The following is a 19,666-nucleotide window of genomic DNA, read 5'->3' as shown; positions in this document are numbered from 1 at the left end:
GAAAGAGAGGGTCTGCAGGCGCCATGAGGCGCCGGCATTAGGCAGGGGGACTTGTTATGCGGCATTGGACGTCCGACTCGGCCGGAAGGAAAGCATTGCGTCTCCGACCAGGTGCTCATTGCCGTCAACTGTCTGGTAGGAGCTGGTGCCTGTGATCGTCGAACCGTCAGCGAATGCCTGAGATCCATCTGAAGTGGGCATCAGGTTGATGAGCTTGATACCGGCGTCCGTCATCGTCAGGAGTTCGCCCTGGTCGGTGACACCATTCTGGTTGGCGTCGCGCCAAATACGGAACTCGTTCCAGCGCTCGTCATCGGCATTCAGCACGTTGTCGTGGTTCGTATCGAAGACAAGGCGGACGCCATCAAGGTCCGAAATACTCCCTGCCTCCCCGTCCTGTTCGGCCCAAAGCGAGAAAGCCAGCTCCTTTGCCTGATTGATAACCCCGTCCGGCCCCGCAGTTCCGTCGGCTGCAAGATCAATGGCAAGGAAACCATCGCAAGAACCAGCCCAGGCCGTCATATCGCGAACACCGTCTCCATCCCAGTCGAATGTCGGCGAGGCCACCATGTTTGTCAGATCAATCGGACGAAGATCCACATGACCATCCCCGTCAAGATCCAGAAGTACGGGACCAATCTTTTGTCCGCTCGCGTTATAGTGATAGGTCACACCGTTTCTCGTGACATCGTAATTGCCGTTGTCGAAATATTTGGTTTGCTGGATCAGAGTTCCGTCCGCATACTCGTCATTGGCGATCTGCCAATAGTTGTTGCTAGGGTTGTAGTCGTATTGCCGGTGGGTCAACGTACCATTGTCCCAAAATTCCCGCAGCCAATTGAGTGTGGTCCCAGTGTAGGAGTATTGCAGCTGCCACCAGGAATTGGTGTTCGTCGCATCGTATCGGTACGCAAGGCGTGTGCCGTCATCGTAGACAACGTTTGCCGAGGTGCGCCGTCCCCAGCCATCATAGGTTTCCTCACTGTAGGACCAATTCAAGCCGCCGAGATCTGTCGTTTTTCGATATGCAAGCGTACCGGTTGACCGCACCTCCTCGACAACGGTTTGCTTGACGGCGTTAGCGTCTTTCTTGCTCAGCGTAATCGATCCGTCGGCATGGGTGACCGCCGTCTCGATATGATCGATGCTGCCATTGTTGTCGGTATCTTTCGATAGGGTCGTGACTAGCCCGTCGGCACTGGTTGCGATGGTGCCCTTGGCCGGGGTCGTGCCGGTTTCGGTGACCGTCGTGATGACGGAGCCGTCGACCTGGAGGGTCGACTGCATGACAGTCTCGGAGACACCATTGCCATCATAGTCGTATTTGGCGATCGTGGTGCGACCGTCAGCCGATGCCGTGGTCTCGATCTTGGCGGCGATAGCCTGCTTCCAATAGACGACACCGGACGTCAGGGTGGCGGTGTTTCGTGCTGTCGCAGTGTTAGTGACCACGGCACCTGTGGAATCGATAGTGACGGTTTGGAGCTCATCGACCGTATTGTCGACGTTGATATCCTTTGAGGTCGTCTTCAGCCTGCCATCTGCAGAGGACTGTATCGTCGTCTTTGCAGTCAAAGTGCCGGCCGGAAGATCTTTGTCTGAAATGATGGTCGTGCTGCTTCCGTCGGCATTAGCGGTGAAATTCGTCACTCGCTGACGGTCGTTCGTGCCATTGCCGTCGAGGTCCCAGGTGGTCGTCGTCAGGCGACCGTCAGCGGATACGACCACGGTCGACTTGTCCTTGACGGTTGTTCCATTGGCGTTGAAGTTGGTGGTGACCGTTGTCTGAATGCCGGAATTGGCAGTGACCGTCTCCTGACGCTGGTCGACGATGCCGTCGCCGTTGCCGTCACGGTCGATGGTGACCGTCAGCTTGTCTGCGCTGGTGAGCGTGACCGCCCTGCCGATAAGAGTGCCGGTGCTGTCGGTGGTCGCGACAGTCTCGCGGATGGCGCCGTCGGCCAGGACCGTCGTGGTGTCGGTGACGGTCTGGTTGGTGAAGCCCGGCCGCTCTTCAGCGGATGCGGTGATCAGGCCGTTCGCACTGATCGTGATGATGCTCCTGGAGATCAGAGAACCATCAGCCTTCTTGCTTTCCACCGTTTGCGTCTTGGTGCCATCGGCATTTATGACTGTGACATCGGTCGAGGTCTGGCTGTAGGAGCCGGCACCAGCGGGATCGATCTGGGTGGTGATCGACAGGCCGTTTGCGCTGGTGGTGACGAGCGTGCGGCTGGTCAGCGTCGTGCCGGTAAAGTCGCTGACCGTCTGCGTCTCTGAGCCATCGGCGTTCAGCACGGTGACATCAGTCCGGCTCTTGTTGAAGGTCGTGCCACCGCCGGTGCCTGTGGTATCCCACTTGGTGGTCGTGGTCAGACCATCGCCGGACACGTCCGCCACCGTGATGCTCTTGGTGACGCTGCCGACGAAATCCTTCACAGTGGTCGTCTTGCTGCCGTTGGCGTTCAGAACCGTAGTACTGGTCGTCTTCTTATCGACCGTTCCATTGCCGTCGCCGTCATATTCGATAGTTTGCGTCAGACCGTCGGCAGACGTCGTGACCTTCTTGGAGTCCTTGAGCACGTTCGCGGTGAAGTCGCTGAGGGTTTGGATTGTCGAGCCGTCAGACTGCTTCGTCGTGACCGACTTCTTGTCGATAGTGCCATTACCGTCGACGTCGGTGGTGACAGTGGCCGAGAGACCATGTGCCGCAACCGTCGTGACGGTCTGGCTTTCCAGCGTCGTTCCATCCGCCTTGAAGTAGGACAGCGTCTCCGTCGTACCGCCATCGGCATTAAGGACGGTGACGTCAGTCATGGAGCGGACTGCATTGCCGCTGGCGTCGCCCCAGCTTGTGCTCTTACTCAGGCCGCTGGCGCTGACATTGGCCGTCGTGCGGGAGATCAGCACGTCGCTGATCCCCCTCTTCGAGATCGTCTGCGTGCGGCTGCCGTCCGCGTTCAGCACCGTCACATCGGTGGTGACAAGTTCGAAGACACTGTTGCCGTCAAGGTCCGAAGTCGAGGTCTTCGACAACCCGTCATCCGAGGTGGTGACGACAGCTTGGCTATCGAGCGCGCCGGAAGCATTATACTGCTTCACCTCGTCCTTCTGCGTCCCGTTATCGTCGATCGTTATTGTTTCCAGAACGTCCACAACAGTGTTGCTGTCGATCTTGGAAGTGATCGTCGTCGTCTTCTGATCGGCGCTGACCGTGGTGATTTTCTGCGAGAGCAGCGTGGCGTTAGCGTCCGTTGCCTTAACCGTTTGAGTGGTGGTGACGGCTCCGCTCGGGTCGATCGGCGTTTTCTTCCAGGACAAAGTCTGGTTGACCGTACCGTCGCCGTCCAGATCGTAGTCGGTTGAGCCGGAAAGGCCGTTGAGGTTAGTGGTTACCTTCGTCGTTCCGACGAGCGTCGTGCCGCGGTAATCCGATACAGTCTGGAATTGCAGGCCATAAGTATCGAAGGTCGTGACATCGGTCGTCTTGGTATCGACGGCGCCGTCGCCGTTAAGATCCTCACTCGTGGTGATCGACATCTCGTTGCCGCTGGTAACAACGGTCTTCTTGTCGAGCAGCGTGGCGTTGCTGCTCTTCAGAGAAACCGTTTGCGTTTTGCTGCCATCGGCATTCAGCACCGTCTGGTCGGTCGTGATCACATCAGCGACGCTATCGCGGTTCAGATCGACCGACGTGGTTGTCGTCAGACCATTGCCGCTGACGGTGACCGTGCCTTTGGTCGTGCCGGTGACAGGGTCATTCGGTGTATATGCCGTTTCCGTCGTCGTGGTCGAGCCGTCTACTGCAATGACCTTGACCTGGCGCGTATCGGTCTTGCCGTCACCGTCGGCATCCGTCCAGGCGGTAGTCGTCCGGCGATCGGCACTGACCTCGGTGATGGTCTGCGCATTCAACGTTCCGTCGGCACTCCTGCTCGTCACGGTTTCAGTGCGCTTGCCGGTACCGTCGAGAACGATGACATCGGTCGTCGTCTCCTCGAAGACACCATTACCGTCAGAATCGGTCTTGACGGTCTGGGTCAGGCTGTCCGCCGTTGTGTTGGTGACTGTCGTGGCGAGGGTCGCGCCGTTGGCATTCTTTGACGTCACAGTTTCCGTGCGGCTTCCATTGGCCTCGGCGGTGATGACATCCGACACCACGAGGTCATAAACGCCACCGCCGTTCGCATCCGTACTTGTCGTCTTCGACAGGCCGTCTATGGATGTGACGGTGACGGTTTTGCTGACCAGCGAGCCGTCGGCGTTCAGTTTGCTGACTGTGGTGGTCGTCTTTCCATCGGTCCCGACCAAGATCTCCGTCACTTGATCGTTCTTGCCATCCCCATTGGCATCTTCGGAAATCGTGATCGACTTGCCGTCGATGCTGGTCTTCGTGATCGTCTGCGACAGCAGCGTATCATTGCCGCTGCGATGCTGGACCGTCTGCGTCCGGTAGCTAGCATCGATCACCGTCACATCTGTATCGGTAAAATCAATGACGTTGTCTGCGTTCACGTCGCTTGTTGTGGTCTCCGACAATCCGTTGGCGGTGGTGATTGTCGTCGATTTCGAGCGCTGAATGAAAGACGCGTTGGTGTTGTAGACAATCGTGTCCAGCGTCACGTCGCCTGACGCTGCCACGGTGGACGTGGTGACGGTTTTGGTTTCGGCAGGCCCGGTGCCGTCCGCGTCGGTCGTTATTGTCGTAGTGCGTTTGTCGGCGCTGATCGATTTGTACACTGTGGAGAGGGTTTTATTGTTCAAGCTGCGATCGATCGTCGTTGTGCTGCGGCCGCCATCCGCCGCTACTACGGTGGTCTCCGTGACGATATCATCGTAGACGCCGTTGCCGTCGAGATCGACGCTGATCGTCTTCGTCAGGCCGTCGGCGGACGATGCGACCATCGTCTTCGTCAGGAGTGTGCTGTTGACGCTAAGCTGTTCCGTCGTCGTCGCGGTCGAACCATCGGCGTTCTGGATGTAGGTCTGCCGCTGGTTGGTGATGCCGTCGCCGTCTTGGTCGAGCGTTGTCGTCACCGTCCGATGATCGGCGCTGGTGACCGTCGTGGTGAGATCGACAAGCGATCCGTCTGCATTGAAATTGGAGACGGTCTTTGTCTGCACGCCTGATGCATCGACCGTCAGCACATTGGTCTGCGAGCGGTCGAAGGTTCCGTTGCCGTCGTCATCGAACTGCGTCTGGACGCTTTTGCCATCGGCGCTTGTGGTGACGACATTGCGGAAGGCAAGACTGCCGTCTGTATTGTAGGCAAGGATCGTCTTCTCGACCGAACTATCGGCCTTTGTGACGCTTGTCGTCTTGACGATATAGGTGGCATCATCGTTCGCCAGTTTGGCGTCGCCAACCGTTCCCGTGGTGCCGTCGGCGCGGGTGAAGGTCGTCGTGCCTGTGATGGCGGAGCCGTCTTCATAGGTCTGGCCGCTGCCCTTCGGCGTCAGGTCGATCGAGCTAATGCCGAGACTGTCCAGCGTCACCAACTGGCCGTCGACCTCTACCCGGAACTTCGACCATTGGACATCGCCGGCGTCCAGCTTACCATTGCCGTTGGTGTCGAACACATGCTTCAGCGCCTCGAGATCGCTCGTCGCCGAGGAATCCCATTCGGTGAAGGCGAATTCGTTCGACCGGCTGATCTTGCCGTCCGCGTCGGCGTCAATGATCAGGACGCCGGTGCCTGCTCCGGCCCAGGCGGTGCGATGTTGGTAGCCGTCACCGTCGAGATCCACGAACTTCGAGGAGGTCGACAAGCTCTCGATGCTCAAGCCGTTGCCGCTCAAATCAAGAAGAACCGGCCTCGTGGAGGAGCTCCAGTTGCCGCTGGGGCTTGGTCCGTAATCACTGCTACTTCTGCCGCTACTAGATTTTGAACTTTTACTGGTCGAGGACCTGGATTCACTGGAGGAAGAGTCTGAAGAACCAGCTAAGCTAGCCGTGTGCTGCGCCCGGTGCTTATCTAGAGCCCGATAGGCCGGATCGGAATAAATAGAAACTCCCGCCCGAGCCGAATATACTTCGAGAAAGCTATAGCCTTGCGCAAATGCGCGGTCAGCGACATGTTCCGGAGAGCCGATCTTTTCGCCATACCGGGCGGGACCGAGAGATTCGTAGAAGCCTCCCTCGGAAATTTTTCCGTGAGCCGCCTCCATAGTTTTCGCATATTTTACCGCACTATATCCAAGGTACCGTTGGGTAGCTGCGTTATCATACTTTCCCGCCTTCTCCGCGTAAGCCACGCCGAAGATGGCTTGAGCTAGAAACCCACTAGCCCCGCTGAAGTTAGCCGCAGCCGCTGCGGTCAGGCCCCAGCCGAGCGCCGTGCCCGCAAAACCGTTCACGCCGCCGAGGGAGTTGTAATAGTAATCCAGCGCAACTCCGTCAAAATATTGATTTCCATAGCCGGGCACATCGTATGCCTTGGCTAAAATTCCGAGATCGTCGACGCCCCTTCTGTCGTGGGCAAACGGGTCAGATATGTTATGAACTCTAACGCCACCCGCAACATAAGTGTGAAGGTCTTCGACTTCGAAGTTGAAGGTCTGCCAACCGCTCAAGCCAATCGGCTGCATTGCAGTACCGTTTGCCGAAACGCTCAGAGCTTGCGCCTCCTCGAACATGTGCGCGGTTTCAGCTGAATAGACAATTCGCTCAACTGAGACATCCGCCAGATTCCCAGGGGCCAGCACAACCGTCGCGCGCCCCGACCTGATCATATCCTCGATTGGTGAAAATCGACCGAATTCGTCGAGAAAATGGTGACCGGGAGTACAAATGAGTTCCTTGCTCTCACCGCCGTCATCCCAGCTTAGTTTTACCCACTCCTCTGTCATACTACGAAAGAGCCGCTTCACCCGGCGCGGAACCAAGTCGCCACGTCCGGACGCTGCTTCCGAACTGAATGCTAGGACTAGGTCTCCAACTTTGATCTCCGATATCGATCTATAGGTAAATCCGTCCGACTGTACGGGAAATATCGGATTCGCATCGCATCGTGACAGCTTCTCGTCGGGAGCGTTGGCGATCGAAAGACCTTTCTTCCTTTCCTCCCATGCGTAGACTTGGGTATCGCCAGGAAAGCAATGAGAGTCGTATGCTTGGCCAAAAGAAATTGAGCGGAAACCTTTGCCCTCTTGGATCGAAAGCACCACTCCGGCCAAATTGCCATTTAGGTAACCTGGCGGGAATTTGCTGACATCGACAAATTTATTGGTCGCTCCGATATAATTCAGGATCAATAGGTCATTGAAGTTTTTCGATGTATTGAGCCGTGCGTCCGTATATTTCCCTCTATTTTCAATCGAGAAATACTTCCCCATTATGGAATTTGCGACGGAAACTGCTCGCTGCTCGTTATAGTGATCGGAAAGGTAGGCGTGCGCTAACTCATGTACGAGCACTTCTTGTAGCGATGAACTCTGCCACTTGCCCGTAACTGTTTTATACTCACCTCGTGCAGCCTGGAACAAATCGACTGAAATCCTATTGGAGTCGGGGTGATACTGCGACCCACTCCCCCAAAAATCGATATCCAGCCTCTGTGACTGGGTTACGGCACGAAGCATCTCTCTAAATTCGGGAATTGCACTAAGCGTGCCAAGGGCGAAATTGGTCATCGCTACGTCGTCCCTACGGCCTGTAATCCTTATGTCGTTTTGATATGGCCCCGACGTGTTGGTCATTTAGATCTCCTCTTCGACCCGAGACTTGGTGCAATGAAAAACGGTTGTGGTTGGCTTGCGATCATTGTCGGTGTTGACACCGCATCGCGGTGAACTGCATGTTGCCGCTCTGCAATCACACGCAAACAGTCTCCCGGGTCTTTCGACAATGCGCAAAAAAACGATCATATTCCTGTTGTTCTTGGCGGTTGTAATCGCGGCCATTTTCGCAGCATTTCCGGTGGAGTACTCCCGTATTTTCGGTTTATATGAAGAGTCCGCTGCAATTAATAAGCTGGTGCTAGCTCTAACGGATTTTCACGTGAGAAATGATACAAGGTATCCGTGCGGAAAGGAGACTTATTTCGGTTTCGGAAATGCCATGACAAGAATTATACCGGGCTTGCCAACCGAACAGGGTGATAGTCTATTATCTCAAGGAAAGGTTTCATTTCTGTTCGTTAGCGACGTTTCTTGGGGAGATGAGTACGATAAATTCGTTGAGAAGATTAAAGGGTATAACCTTTTTCTGGCCTCAAAGTGCGCCGCTCATTCCTGAAGCTGAATCGAAAAATCTAACTCCTCCCCTGCAAGTGCCCGAAATTGCCAGCTTGAGTTGAATACGTCAACCGGGGTCGGGAATTTTTAACGAAAAGAATATTTTTCTACAAAATGATTTTGTAGAGATAGTCTAGAGACTAAAAGTAGGTATGTTGCGGTAAATGCAGCGCATCAAGCGCAGATTGGAATTATTTTCCAGCGCACAATGAAACTGCGGAACGCGATATACGTGGCGGTGAGACCCGTAGATCGCCCTTGTCAGAAAAAGGCGCTAGTAGCGCGCGAAGAGCCCTTCGGTGCGCTGCAAGTGGCGGGTCTCGGTCGCCAGGCGCTCCATCGACAAGGGTGACGAAGTACTGGCGGTCATGCTAACGGCCGATCATTCAAGAACGCACATCCGAACGCGCTGGTTGACCCAGCAGTCTCCGTTCTTGTTCAGGTCGCCAAGTTCGCCGTTCATATGTCCTGCAAAGCGTATTTCATTCCAAACGGCTGATATCCGATCTTTACCCTCATCGTGCAGCTCTACAGTATAGCCATTCGCGCTCATAATACGGTTAGTGCTGCTAGTAGGTTGTGACGTTGAACGCGACGTTGCCCCGTTGAAATAATCCATTTTGAAGTAAGCTCTGGCCCTTGAGAGGACCAGAGGATGAAGCGCAATCGTTTCACAGACGAACAGATCATCGGCATATTGAAGGAGCACGAGGCAGGCACGCCGGTCTCGGAGCTTTGCCGCAAGCATGGCGTCAGCGATGCCAGCATCTATAAATGGAAGGCCAAGTAGGGCGGCATGGAGGTGTCCGAGGCCAAGCGGCTAAAGACGCTTGAGGACGAGAACACGAAGCTTAAGCGGCTTCTGGCGGATGCGATGCTCGACAATGCGGCCTTGAAAGACCTTTTGGGAAAGAAGTGGTGACGCCCGCGGCCAAGCGGAAAGTTGTCGCGCATCTGATGAGCCATCATGAGATGAGCGAACGGCGGGCGTGTAAAGCCATTGGTTTTTGCCGAATGACGGTCCGTTACGAGACCAGGCGCGACGATGATCATGAGCTTCGCGAGCGAATGAAGGCGTTGGCGCATGAACGTCGCCGCTTCGGATATCGACGCATTCATGTGCTGCTCCGGCGGGAGGGTCACCTCGTGAACCACAAGAGGCTCTTCCGGCTCTATCGGGAGGGGAAACTGACGGTGCGCAAGCGCGGCGGTCGCAAGCGAGCGATAGGCACGCGAGCGCCGATGCTGGTGCCGATGGTGGCCAATGATCGCTGGTCGCTAGACTTCGTGTCGGATCAGTTCACCGATGGGCGCAGGTTGCGGATTCTGACCGTGGTCGATGATTGCACGAGGGAGTGCCTGGCGCTCGTCGCCGATACATCGCTTTCCGGTCTTCGCGTCGCACGGGAGCTTGACCGGATTATCGAGGAGCGCGGCAAGCCGAGGATGATCGTCAGCGACAACGGCAGCGAGTTCACCAGCAACGCGATCCTGCAATGGGCGAACCGGACCAAGGTTGACTGGCATTACATTGCACTCGGCAAGCCGATCCAGAACGCTTTTATCGAAAGCTTCAACGGGCGGCTGCGAGACGAGTTCTTGAATGAAACTCTGTTCTCGTCGCTTGCTCACGCCCGGTCTGCGCTTTCAAACTGGCCTAGCGATTACAACGATCAACGCCCGCATTCAGGCCTTGGCTGGCTGACACCGGCCGAATTCGCTCAGACACTCAACCCGCGACGTGATGCGGTGCTGCGCAGCCGAAATGGCTCCGCACCGCAACCCGCCGCTACAAGATTTCCGGCTGCACGGTCAGTCGCAACGGTCGGCAGGCGCGTGACAGCATGCTCGGCCTGATGAAGACCTGCCAAGAGCTCGGCCTGTCGTTCTGGCACTACCTCGGTGATCGGCTGGGGATCAATGACGAAGATCATGCTGTTGCACCCCTCGCCTCGATGGTTGCAGCACGCGCCTGAACGCTCTCGGCCCTTCGGGCACCCTGCTTCTGGGTCAGATCTGCAGATTGTGTCGGCATGGCCACCAAATCAGCCCCGCTTACCTCGGGGCGGTACGTGGGGCAAAATCCATGGCGGCGTTTTGGTGAGCGGTCATAGAAGTGTGCATAACCGCGCGCTTTGAGAAGTGATTGCTAGTCTGGGGATTCTCAAGCCGAGGCAAATCATGATTCGATTCTGCCATGAAGAAACGGCTCCCCTCCCCCGAGCATGCCGACACGCTTTCACTGAATGCGTTGCGCGGATTGGTGACGGGTCTTCTGGAACGGTCGCAGCAGGCAGAAGCCCGGCTTGCGAAGCTTGAGGCCGACAACATCCAGCTGCGGGAGGAAAACGCCGCCCTTCGGCTGGAGAATACCCGCCTGAAACTCGAGAACCAGCTGTTGCGCGACGAGATCGCCCGGCTGAAAAATCTGCCGCCGCGCCCGCCGTTTCGCGCCTCCGGCATGGAGAGGGCAACGGAGGCCTCTCCAGCAAACCATGTGGCCGGCAGGAAAAAGCCGCGGGGTCCGAAGCTGGATGTGGATCGGGTCAGCCGGCAGGAGATCCTACGCATCGATGCTCCGTCCGGCTCGCGCTTCAAGGGATATAGAAGCGTCTACGTCCGAGACCTGGTGCTCAAGGCGGAACTCGTGCACTACCGCCGTGAATGCTGGGTGACACCGGATGGAAAGACGGTTCTCGCTCCCTTGCCGGCCGGGATCATAGGTGGCTATGGCGCCAACCTCCGGCGGCTTTGCCTGATGCTGCACGCACAAGGACAGGTGACGACGCAGCGGTTGACGACATTGCTGAACGATGTCGGGATCGCCATCTCCAAGCGTCAGATCGTGCGGCTTCTCACCAGGCAGCTGGAGGGCTTCGTCGCCGAGGATGCCGCACTGCTGCATGCCGGTCTCGTGGCGTCGCCTTATGTGACGGTTGACGACACCGGCGCGCGGCATTCCCATAATAACTATTACACCAGACAGATCGGCGGTGCGGATTTTACCGTCTTTCGCACCACGAAATCGAAGTCACGCCTGAACTTTCTGTCCCTGCTGCGCGGCGGCTATCAGGATTATGTGCTGGGTGACGCCGCATTCGATTATCTGAAAGAACGTCGCGGCAATCCGCCCGTAGTCCATGGGCTTCGGACGTTTGAGCCGCAACACTTCTGCAACCAGGTACCGTTCATGGCGCATCTGGCTGACAAAGGTGTCGATATTCTCAACCGCCAGGAGATCGGCACCCTTGCCGAAGCAGGGCTTTGGGGCTCCATCCGCCATCACGGCCTGATGGCAAATACGGTGATCGTGTCCGACGATGCCGGACAGTTCCGTGTCGGCAATCATGCACTGTGTTGGGTCCATACTGAGCGCCTTCTGCAAAAGCTGATGCCGACCACTGCAAAGGAGGAGCGGCTGGTCACGATGGTCCGAGATCTCGTCTGGCGTTTCTATAAAGCGCTGAAAGCCTACCAGCAGTGCCCTTCCCCCCAGTCCGCTCCCGCATTCCGACGACGGTTCGATAGGATCTTCACACTACGTACGGGTTATGAAGCACTCGACACGCTTCTCGAGCGACTGCATCGCAGGAAGAACGAGCTGCTAAAGGTGCTCGAGTATCCCGGCATCCCGCTCCACACCAATGCCTCCGAAAATGCCTTAAGGACGTTTGTCACGAAGCGGAAGATCTCCGGTGGCACAATGAGCCAGGATGGCCGTGTTGCGCGCGATGTCATGCTCGGCCTGATGAAGACCTGCCAAAAGCTCGGCCTTTCCTTCTACCATTATCTCGGTGACCGGCTTGGGATCGGCAGTGAAGATCACCCCATCCCGTCTCTCCCGGCCACCATCCTTGCCCGGGCTTAAACGCTGGAGCCACCAACGGTCATCAGCGCTCGACGCTTCTGCCTGCCAAACCGGCAGCGCCATCGAATCTGCCCCACTTACCCCGTTGGGATCCAGAGCTGTCTGGCTCGGCTCGATCATAACGCATTGAAATCATGGTAAACACGCCGTTAACCAGAAGCGATTTCAGCGCTTGCTTCCGTCATGGCCGCGGACTTTTCGTGGCGTGCTAACCATCGATAAGTACCTCTTATCGGAAGTGATACGTACAGATGGATTGTACGCACGGGTTTACGGTGCTATCGTGCAGCTTGAGAGGCAAAATCGGAGCGCACGATGTCCCAGACCAGCTACAAGATCAGCGAAGCGCGGAAAAATTTCGCCGAGGTGCTCGAGCGCGCCAACCAGGGCGAAGAAATCATTATCATGCGGGGCAGTGAGATCTATGCCCGCATCGGCCCAGCCGATGGCGGCAAGCGCCCCTTCGGCTTGCTGCGCCAGCGCGGCCTGCCCGACGACCTGTTCGACGAGGTCGATGCCGAACAAGTGGCAATCGACGCCGGCGATTGGAACGATGATGTCGGCGTCTGGCAGGGTGGTCCATCCGAGCGCGAGCCCCAGCCATGAAGATTCTGCTCGACAGCCACGCTGTCTACTGGTGGACAATCGGTAGCGAGCGGCTGTCCGGGATGGCCCGGTCGCTGATCGAGGACAAGGCCAACAGCGTCCTCGTCAGCGCCGTGTCCTTCTACGAGCTCGACAACAAGATGCGTTTGAAAAAGCTCGATCTTAGGCCGCAGGAACTGCGCGCTGCCGTCGCTGACAGTGGCCTACAGACACTTGCCATCACCGACCTGCACGCCGAACTGGCGGCAAGCTTCGACTGGGATCACCGCGATCCCTGGGACCGCATTCTCGCCGCCCAGACGCGGTTGGAACATTGTGCCTTCGTGTCGCTCGACACCGCCTTCGATGCGGTGCTGCACGAACGGGTATGGTAAGGAGGTTGGTGATGATGATATTCGCTGATGTCCAGGAAGCCGCGAAACGCTTGGAGGAGCTCATCGAATTGGCCCGTCAGGACGAGGTCTATGTGTGCCGGGACGGACGACCTGTTGCAAGGCTCACCGCGTTTTCTTCGAGCCCTGTTCTCGGATCTGACCAGCCCACGAAGAGCCTTGGCGACGGGGTAGCGGCCGCTTCAGCCAGCAGGATCGCCGAGGCCGGAAGACCTTCTTCGCTCGATGATGTCTGGGCTATTGCTGCGACAGGCAGGCCGAAAGACGTGGATCTGACGTCCGCGCACGATGACTTCTACGACGCAGACGGCGCGCCGCGATGAGTGTCACGCATTCTGCATCCGTCACCAGCCGCGCCGAGGCCCTGGACACCATCGCAGCCGTGCTGCCGATCGACCGCCGTGACAAGCTCGCCGAGCTCTTGACCGACCAGGATGTCGAGACGCTGCGGCATCTCGTCAATGCCGGTATGGGCGACAACACGCTGCGGGCACTGACCTCCGACCTCGCCTATCTCGAAGCCTGGTCGCTTGCGGCGACGGGTAGCGCCCTGCCCTGGCCAGCGGCGGAGGCGCTGCTGCTTAAATTTGTCGCCCACCATCTGTGGGATCCGCAACGGCGCGAAAACGACCCCGAGCATGGCATGCCGGCCGATGTCGAAGACGTCTTGCGCTTTCGCGGCTTCCTGAGGTCTCTGGGGCCACACGCACCCGACACGGTGCGGCGGCGCCTCGCCAACTGGTCGACGCTGACCAAATGGCGCGGCCTCGACGGCGCCTTCACCTCCCCTGCCCTGAAGTCGGCGATCCGGCTGGCGGTGCGCGCCGTGCCGCGGCCACGCCGCCGCAAAAGCGCCAAGGCGGTCACCGGCGAGGTGCTGGCCAGGCTGCTCGCGACCTGCAGGAGTGACAGTTTGCGCGACGTTCGCGATCGGGCGATCCTAATGGTCGCCTTCGCCTCCGGCGGTCGTCGTCGCAGCGAAGTCGCGGGTCTGCGCCGGGAGCAACTGACGGTCGAGGCGCCGGTCACCGGTGAGGACGACATCCCCCTCCCCTCGCTCACCATCCATCTTGGCCGCACCAAGAATTCCGGTGCCAGCCAGGACGAGGTCGTCTATCTGACCGGCCGGCCGGTGGACGCGCTGAATGCCTGGTTGACGGCTGCAAAAGTCGACGGCGGCAGCGTGTTTCGAGCGATCGATCGCTGGGGCAATGTATCCCGACGGGCGCTCGACCCAAAAGCGGTCAACGATATCGTCAAGCGGCGGGTGGCAGAGGCTGGGCTGGAGCCTGGGGAGTTTTCGGCGCATGGACTTCGGTCGGGCTATCTGACGGAGGCTGCGAACCGCGGCATCCCGCTTCCCGAAGCCATGGAGCAATCGCGCCACCGCTCTGTGCAGCAGGCATCCAGCTACTATAACAACGCTACGCGACGAAGCGGTCGCGCTGCTCGAATGCTCTAGGTGGCTCCATCTAAATGTCCGGTAATTTATCGGACATTATTCGACAGGCTTGAAAATGAAGAAGATTGCGCATAGAAATCTAGAAAGAACGCTATTTTTCTAGACGGAAATTATCGGAATGAGCCTCAGCATCAAGGATCCGGAAGCCCATCGCTTGGCGCAGGCGATCTCCCACGCCACGGGAGAAAGCATGACCCGCGTTGTCACCGAGGCGCTGCGCGAGCGGTTCGCGAAGATCGAACGGCGAAAGGGGCGTGCCAGCGTCGAGGAGCTCCTGGCGATCGCCGATCGCGCCGCAGCGCACGTCAAACGCCCCTATGTCGACCATGCCGAGTTCCTTTACGACGAGAACGGCCTGCCGAAATGATCATCGATACCTCGGCCCTGGTCGCAATCCTCTACCGTGAGCCCGAGGCGGCGAGTTTCGTTAAGATCATCCATGACGCGGAGCTCACGCGGATCAGCGTCGCCAATTACGTCGAGTTGTCGATGGTGGTCGAGGGTCAGCTCGGCCCCGACGGCATGCGCCAGGCCGAGGCCTTCTTCCGGCGCGCCGGCATCATCATCGAGCCTGTCACGCTCGAGCATGGCGAATTGGCAAGGCAGGCGTTTCTCGATTTCGGAAAAGGTCGTCACAAGGCCGGTCTCAACTTTGGCGACTGCTTTGCCTATGCTCTGGCGAAAGCGTCCGGCGAGCCGCTGCTGTTCAAGGGCAACGATTTCGCTCAAACCGATGTCCGGGCGGCGTGATCATGGCGGAAGAGAGACTGCAGTCAGGAGTTGAGGCCCTACCGCCTGCGAATGAGCCCCTCCCCTGCCGCTGTCCGGCGCAGCCGGCTTGGTGGATGGCACCCTCTTCGGCCTCTTCTTGGCACGAGAAGATTTTCCGCTGCCCCGATCGATGTCACGGGTGAAGGTATCCCACGATACGGTGTGGCAGTTCCTGCGGCGTGAGGGATTGCGGTTCAAAAAAACACTGTTCGCCCTTGACCGGGCGCGCGCTGACGTCGCGCAACGGCGACAGCGCTGGCGATCCTGGCAGTCTGGCCTCGATCCAAGACGGCTGGTCTTTATCGATGAAACCTGGATCAAGACCAACATGGCGGCGCTTCGAGGGTGGGGGCCGAAGGGCAAACGCCTGCGCAGCTTCGCCCCGCACGGACATTGGCGCACCCTGACTTTCCTCGGCGCGTTGCGCTGCGATCGGCTCACCGCACCCTGTGTCTTCGATGGACTCGATCAAGGGTGAGTGCTTTCGCGCCTATGTCGAGCAGCAACTCGTACCAGTGCTCAAACCCGGCGACATCGTCGTGATGGATAATCTCGTAGCAGCCTGCAGAGTTTTGCCCGAGCTTAGCTATCTATCGGCGCCGCCCGCACGGAGCCGAAGGCCTATCCAACTTTCCGCCCGGCCGGCGCATTTGCCCGCAGAAGCGCCATCAGCATTGGGCCGATCGCGAATTCGCCCTTTTCGCTTCGCCGCGTCAGGCCACGAAGATAGCCACCGGCCGAATTAATGTGGCCGCCTCGCTCCAGGATGCATGCCATTACGGTCGCGGCGTTTTCCGGACCCATCACATTGGCGGCCTCTTCGTAGGCCGATGGACTGACGCCCAGCATCGATCGAACGATGACGGCTGCGGCCATCAGATCGCGCCAGTTGCGGATTGCGCCATCCGGCCCATAGGCAAGGATTTCCGGGCAGGCCTGCAGAACCAGGCCAAGTGGGAAGGATTTCAGTCCGCCACCATCGTTGCGGCCCCCCGGCCGTCGACTTTGCTCTTCCTCCATCTGATGGAAGGGATGGGTTGCCTTACCCCTTCCCTTCTCTGCCGTCACGGCCCCTCGGTCGTTGTCTGGCTCAGCTATCGCGCCCTGCTTCGTTTCGAAGCCTGGTTCAAATTCAGGTTTAGATTCGGGATTTGAATTCTGTATGTGACGCTCGATATAATCGGCATTGCCGCGCTGTTTTGCTGATTTAACCCGACTTTCCAGCCGGTTAAGAATATCTGTGCGCAGACCCGTCAATTCGTCGAGCAACAGTTCAAGCTGCGCTGTCGTCGGCGATCGCGGCAGGCTTTCGATCAGGTCCCGGAATTCGCGGTATAGGCCTTGCCAATCCCCAGGGATCTCTTCTTCAACGGCCGCTTCGATCAGTTTTGCAATGTCACGGCGGCAAAGGGTGATGCGTTCACGCAGACGCTGGACATGCAGCCGCTCAGCCATAACCTCGGCCGCGAGCTGTGCGATCTCCTCGGCACGGGCAAGCAGCGGCGCCAGCGAGAAGCCGAACGCCTCATCGACCTCCCCTGCCCTGTCCCTGCGGACGTAACGCTTGCCGTTGGGGCTATCCTTGCGTACCAGAAGACCCGCCTCGACGAGCGCCGCGAGATGACGCCGCACAGTCTGTTCGGCCATGCCATGCGTTCTGAGCGAAAGCTGGATATTCGACGGGAAGACGATCAAGCCGTTTCCCTGGGCCAGCTCATTCTTCGGATAGAAGCTCAAAAGCGCGTTGAGCACGGCAAGCGCCCGATCGCCGATGCCGAGCAGCGGCTTTGCTTCGCACAGCGCGCGAAACAATTTCCACTTATCGACCGACTGATCCGGTTTGATTTCTCCGGCCATGACCTGGCTTGCGAGCATGCCGAGCGTCATCGACCGCCGCCCAAAGGGCGTCGTCACACTTCCGGTTTCCATATCTTCCACCTCAACGAGGCAAAAGAAATCCGCTCACCAAAACGGCGCCAAAAACTCTTGACAGCGATTCTCGGAAGTGCGATTCTCGGAGGTGTTCAAGACTACGAGGAAAGCTTCCGTGACGGTGACGTTCGGGGGCTTTTTTCTTTTGCGCGTTATCTCCTATCCGGATTGTCAGCTGACAACCGGTCTAACTGCCTCATTTTCCCTCGTTTTCCTCTTCGAACTCGGCGGCGAGGCCTATCAACCGCTGAGCCAGGAATTCCGAAAACGCCGCCGATTTGACGGTGATGCGAAAGGTTTTGCCGGACCGGGCCACCAAAGCAAGCGGCGCGCCGCCTTGGGTCCGGAGCGTTTGCTCGGCCCGCTGAGGTGCACTCTTCTCCTCTACCGCCTTCCAGATGACATCGAAGCGGCTGTTGGTCTCCAACGTCACGAAATCAGCAGCTCTGATGGCAGCCTGCGCCTTTTTCTGCCCGCCCGTCTCCCTGAATTTCTCGGCAAACGCCAACCAGCGCGGGCGTCCGACCTTGGGGGCCGGCCCGATGGCGAGAATGATCTCGGGATCGATCGTCTGAGCCACCTGCAGGAGCCTTGACGTTTCCGGCTTGTCTGTCGCCAGCGCCTTGGAAATCATGTCACGGCTGAAGCCATGCTCGTCCATGCGGCGTGCAAACAGTGCCCGCTCTATAAAACTCAAGTCGACACGCGGGCCATTCTCCTGACCCTGTGCGAGGATCAGCTCTGCATCGGTGAGCTTACGTACAACGGCCTTAACAGGAACCCCGATCTCTGCTGCCGCCCGCAGGCGCCGGTGGCCATAGGCGGCCTGGTAGTGCCCGGCCCTTGCCGGGTCCGGCCGCACCAGAATCGGAACCTGCTGTCCGCTTTCCTGGATAGACTGCTTCAATCGCTCGAACTCGGCATCCTTGTCGACCGGGATGCGGTCGCGGATGAAGGACATTTCGACCGCAGCCGGATCGATCTCCAGCACCTTGTCGCCGGAAGCCAGCGATTCCCGCAGTGCCTTAGCGGCGGCTGCTTCCTCTCCCAGCCGTCCAAGTGACAGGTTCATCGCCTTGACCGCTCCCGAAGGCCGATGCGGCTGTTGCACGCTTGGCGCGTCCGGCCGTGTCGGTTCGACAGCGCCGACCATGCTCTTCAGGATGTCGCGTCCTTTTGGGCTCATGTCCTGCTCCATGCACTACGAATGAGTTGCTCGACCTCGGCATTGACGCTGTCGACGGATTCCACCCCGCGGTCATAGGTCTGGCGATGCATCGTGTCGCGTCCGGCCTCGTAGATCGTCTGTTTCGACAGGCCAGCATCCGAGACCGCTGTCGACTTGACCATCATCGAGGTCAGCACACGCTCGCCAAACAGGCTGCGCAGGAAGGCAACGATCTGCGCCTGCGGTCCATCATTGGACTCATAGCGGGTGACCAGATAGCGCATCCAGTCGTAATCAAGATTGCCGCCTGCCTGCTTGACCACGGCCAGAAGGTCGGAGGTCATCGTCAGGAACTGGTTCATCGACGCAACGTCGAGCATCTGCGGATGGACGGTGATAAGGACGGAGGTAGCGGCACAAAGAGCAGAGAGCGTCAGAAAGCCGAGGGTGGGGGGGCAATCGATGATGACGACATCGTAGCTCTGCTCCAGCGAATGCAGCGCATTGCCGACCCGCATGAAGAACATGTCCTTGTCGTCGCGGTTGGTGTCGGCGAGCGCCTTTGGCGTATCGTGTTCGAACTCGTGCAGTTCGAGATTGCCGGGAATGAGATCGAGCCCCGGAAAATAGGTCTGGCGAACGATGTCGGCTACGTCGCGGCGCGTTTCGTCATATTTGATGGCACCATAAAGCGTCTCGTTTTCGCCGACGTCAAATTCGGGTTGATATCCGAGCATCGCCGACATCGACGCCTGCGGATCGAGGTCGACGGCGAGCACGCGGTAGCCGCGAAGAGCCAGGAACTGCGCCAGGTGGATGGATGTCGTCGTCTTGCCGGAGCCACCTTTGAAATTGGTGACGGCGATCACCTGGAGATGGTCACCCGGCCGGCGCATCGGCAGATAGGACGGTTTGGTGCGCCCGAGATGGTGGCGCATCGCATGGATTTCCTCAAGCGAGAAGACCCGTCGACCGGCCGCCGTCTTTTCCGGATTGATGCTTTCCACCTGGGCGGCAAGGTGGCGAACATAGCTGTCCGTAACGCCGAGCAGCTTGGCAGTCTCGGTGCTGCTGAACCGCCGTAGCGATTTGCGGGCGTCGGGCGAAAACAACCGCTCGAACAGCACCTGCAATTGGCTGCTGAGCATCGTCGAGTCCTGCGCGATCGTCTCGTCGATCGAGACTCGACTCGCTCTCTTGGCTTTCTCAACAATCGCGGCCTTAGTCGGCAT

At 58.4% G+C, this 19,666-nt stretch carries 12 protein-coding genes and 3 pseudogenes; 11 read left to right on the top strand and 4 right to left on the bottom strand.

The window, feature by feature from the left end:
* Nucleotides 1-54: 54 nt before the first annotated feature.
* Entirely contained in the window at nt 55-7,698 is a 7,644-nt protein-coding gene (locus AC245Y_RS35045) for a hypothetical protein (protein ID WP_245274090.1), read from the bottom strand.
* A 70-nt stretch (nt 7,699-7,768) separates the two neighbouring features.
* Here AC245Y_RS35045 and AC245Y_RS35040 point away from each other — a divergent pair, with 70 nt between their 5' ends.
* From AC245Y_RS35040 to AC245Y_RS34990, 11 genes and pseudogenes are all read left to right on the top strand, one after another.
* Entirely contained in the window at nt 7,769-8,236 is a 468-nt protein-coding gene (locus AC245Y_RS35040; protein WP_157628402.1) for a hypothetical protein, read from the top strand.
* A 654-nt stretch (nt 8,237-8,890) separates the two neighbouring features.
* Nucleotides 8,891-10,092 (top strand): annotated as a pseudogene (locus AC245Y_RS35035) (IS3 family transposase).
* Nucleotides 10,026-10,211: pseudogene (locus AC245Y_RS35030) on the top strand (IS66 family transposase); the annotation flags it as partial. The pseudogenes AC245Y_RS35035 and AC245Y_RS35030, both read left to right, overlap by 67 nt.
* Before the next feature lie 221 nt (nt 10,212-10,432).
* Nucleotides 10,433-12,103 (top strand): IS66 family transposase, encoded by a 1,671-nt coding sequence (locus tag AC245Y_RS35025; protein WP_487762886.1) that lies wholly within the window; start codon nt 10,433-10,435, stop codon nt 12,101-12,103.
* Between the two features lie 315 nt (nt 12,104-12,418).
* Nucleotides 12,419-12,709, top strand: coding sequence for a type II toxin-antitoxin system Phd/YefM family antitoxin (locus AC245Y_RS35020; protein WP_003555247.1), 291 nt, complete (start codon nt 12,419-12,421; stop codon nt 12,707-12,709).
* A complete protein-coding gene (locus AC245Y_RS35015) occupies nt 12,706-13,083 on the top strand; it encodes a type II toxin-antitoxin system VapC family toxin (RefSeq protein ID WP_003555245.1) in 378 nt (125 codons plus the stop codon). The genes AC245Y_RS35020 and AC245Y_RS35015 overlap by 4 nt, the downstream gene beginning before the upstream one ends.
* Nucleotides 13,084-13,094: 11 nt before the next feature.
* On the top strand, nt 13,095-13,424 hold the full coding sequence (locus AC245Y_RS35010; RefSeq protein WP_017997558.1) for a type II toxin-antitoxin system Phd/YefM family antitoxin: 330 nt from the start codon (nt 13,095-13,097) through the stop codon (nt 13,422-13,424).
* A complete protein-coding gene (locus AC245Y_RS35005; RefSeq protein WP_012760598.1) occupies nt 13,421-14,563 on the top strand; it encodes a site-specific integrase in 1,143 nt (380 codons plus the stop codon). Before AC245Y_RS35010 ends, AC245Y_RS35005 begins: the two co-directional genes overlap by 4 nt.
* 118 nt (nt 14,564-14,681) lie before the next feature.
* On the top strand, nt 14,682-14,930 hold the full coding sequence (locus tag AC245Y_RS35000; protein WP_003555240.1) for a type II toxin-antitoxin system VapB family antitoxin: 249 nt from the start codon (nt 14,682-14,684) through the stop codon (nt 14,928-14,930).
* Entirely contained in the window at nt 14,927-15,313 is a 387-nt protein-coding gene (locus AC245Y_RS34995) for a type II toxin-antitoxin system VapC family toxin (protein ID WP_003555238.1), read from the top strand. The genes AC245Y_RS35000 and AC245Y_RS34995 overlap by 4 nt, the downstream gene beginning before the upstream one ends.
* Before the next feature lie 160 nt (nt 15,314-15,473).
* A pseudogene (locus tag AC245Y_RS34990) lies at nt 15,474-15,888 on the top strand (transposase); the annotation flags it as partial.
* 67 nt (nt 15,889-15,955) lie between these two features.
* Here AC245Y_RS34990 and repC read toward each other — a convergent pair.
* The 3 genes from repC to repA form a co-directional block, all read right to left on the bottom strand.
* The gene (gene repC / locus AC245Y_RS34985; protein ID WP_017997559.1) at nt 15,956-17,263 is read right to left on the bottom strand and encodes a plasmid replication protein RepC; all 1,308 of its coding nucleotides are present in this window, start codon (nt 17,261-17,263) and stop codon (nt 15,956-15,958) included.
* Between the two features lie 199 nt (nt 17,264-17,462).
* A complete protein-coding gene (gene repB / locus AC245Y_RS34980; RefSeq protein WP_017997560.1) occupies nt 17,463-18,452 on the bottom strand; it encodes a plasmid partitioning protein RepB in 990 nt (329 codons plus the stop codon).
* On the bottom strand, nt 18,449-19,666 hold the full coding sequence (gene repA, locus AC245Y_RS34975; protein ID WP_003555232.1) for a plasmid partitioning protein RepA: 1,218 nt from the start codon (nt 19,664-19,666) through the stop codon (nt 18,449-18,451). The genes repB and repA overlap by 4 nt, the downstream gene beginning before the upstream one ends.

Source organism: Rhizobium sp. SRDI943, from assembly GCF_057653695.1.
Note: the sequence above shows the minus strand (reverse complement) of the source record. Positions and strands in the feature narration are given on the sequence as shown.

Excerpts from the sequence above, each read along its gene's own strand:
- AC245Y_RS34995 (WP_003555238.1), top strand. The coding sequence starts at position 14,927 with ATGATCATCGATACCTCGGCCCTGGTCGCAATCCTCTACCGTGAGCCC.
- AC245Y_RS35005 (WP_012760598.1), top strand. The coding sequence starts at position 13,421 with ATGAGTGTCACGCATTCTGCATCCGTCACCAGCCGCGCCGAGGCCCTG.
- AC245Y_RS35000 (WP_003555240.1), top strand. The coding sequence starts at position 14,682 with ATGAGCCTCAGCATCAAGGATCCGGAAGCCCATCGCTTGGCGCAGGCG.
- repB (WP_017997560.1), bottom strand. The coding sequence starts at position 18,452 with ATGAGCCCAAAAGGACGCGACATCCTGAAGAGCATGGTCGGCGCTGTC.
- repA (WP_003555232.1), bottom strand. The coding sequence starts at position 19,666 with ATGCCGACTAAGGCCGCGATTGTTGAGAAAGCCAAGAGAGCGAGTCGA.
- AC245Y_RS35025 (WP_487762886.1), top strand. The coding sequence starts at position 10,433 with ATGAAGAAACGGCTCCCCTCCCCCGAGCATGCCGACACGCTTTCACTG.
- repC (WP_017997559.1), bottom strand. The coding sequence starts at position 17,263 with ATGGAAACCGGAAGTGTGACGACGCCCTTTGGGCGGCGGTCGATGACG.
- AC245Y_RS35045 (WP_245274090.1), bottom strand. The coding sequence starts at position 7,698 with ATGACCAACACGTCGGGGCCATATCAAAACGACATAAGGATTACAGGC.
- AC245Y_RS35020 (WP_003555247.1), top strand. The coding sequence starts at position 12,419 with ATGTCCCAGACCAGCTACAAGATCAGCGAAGCGCGGAAAAATTTCGCC.
- AC245Y_RS35015 (WP_003555245.1), top strand. The coding sequence starts at position 12,706 with ATGAAGATTCTGCTCGACAGCCACGCTGTCTACTGGTGGACAATCGGT.
- AC245Y_RS35010 (WP_017997558.1), top strand. The coding sequence starts at position 13,095 with ATGATGATATTCGCTGATGTCCAGGAAGCCGCGAAACGCTTGGAGGAG.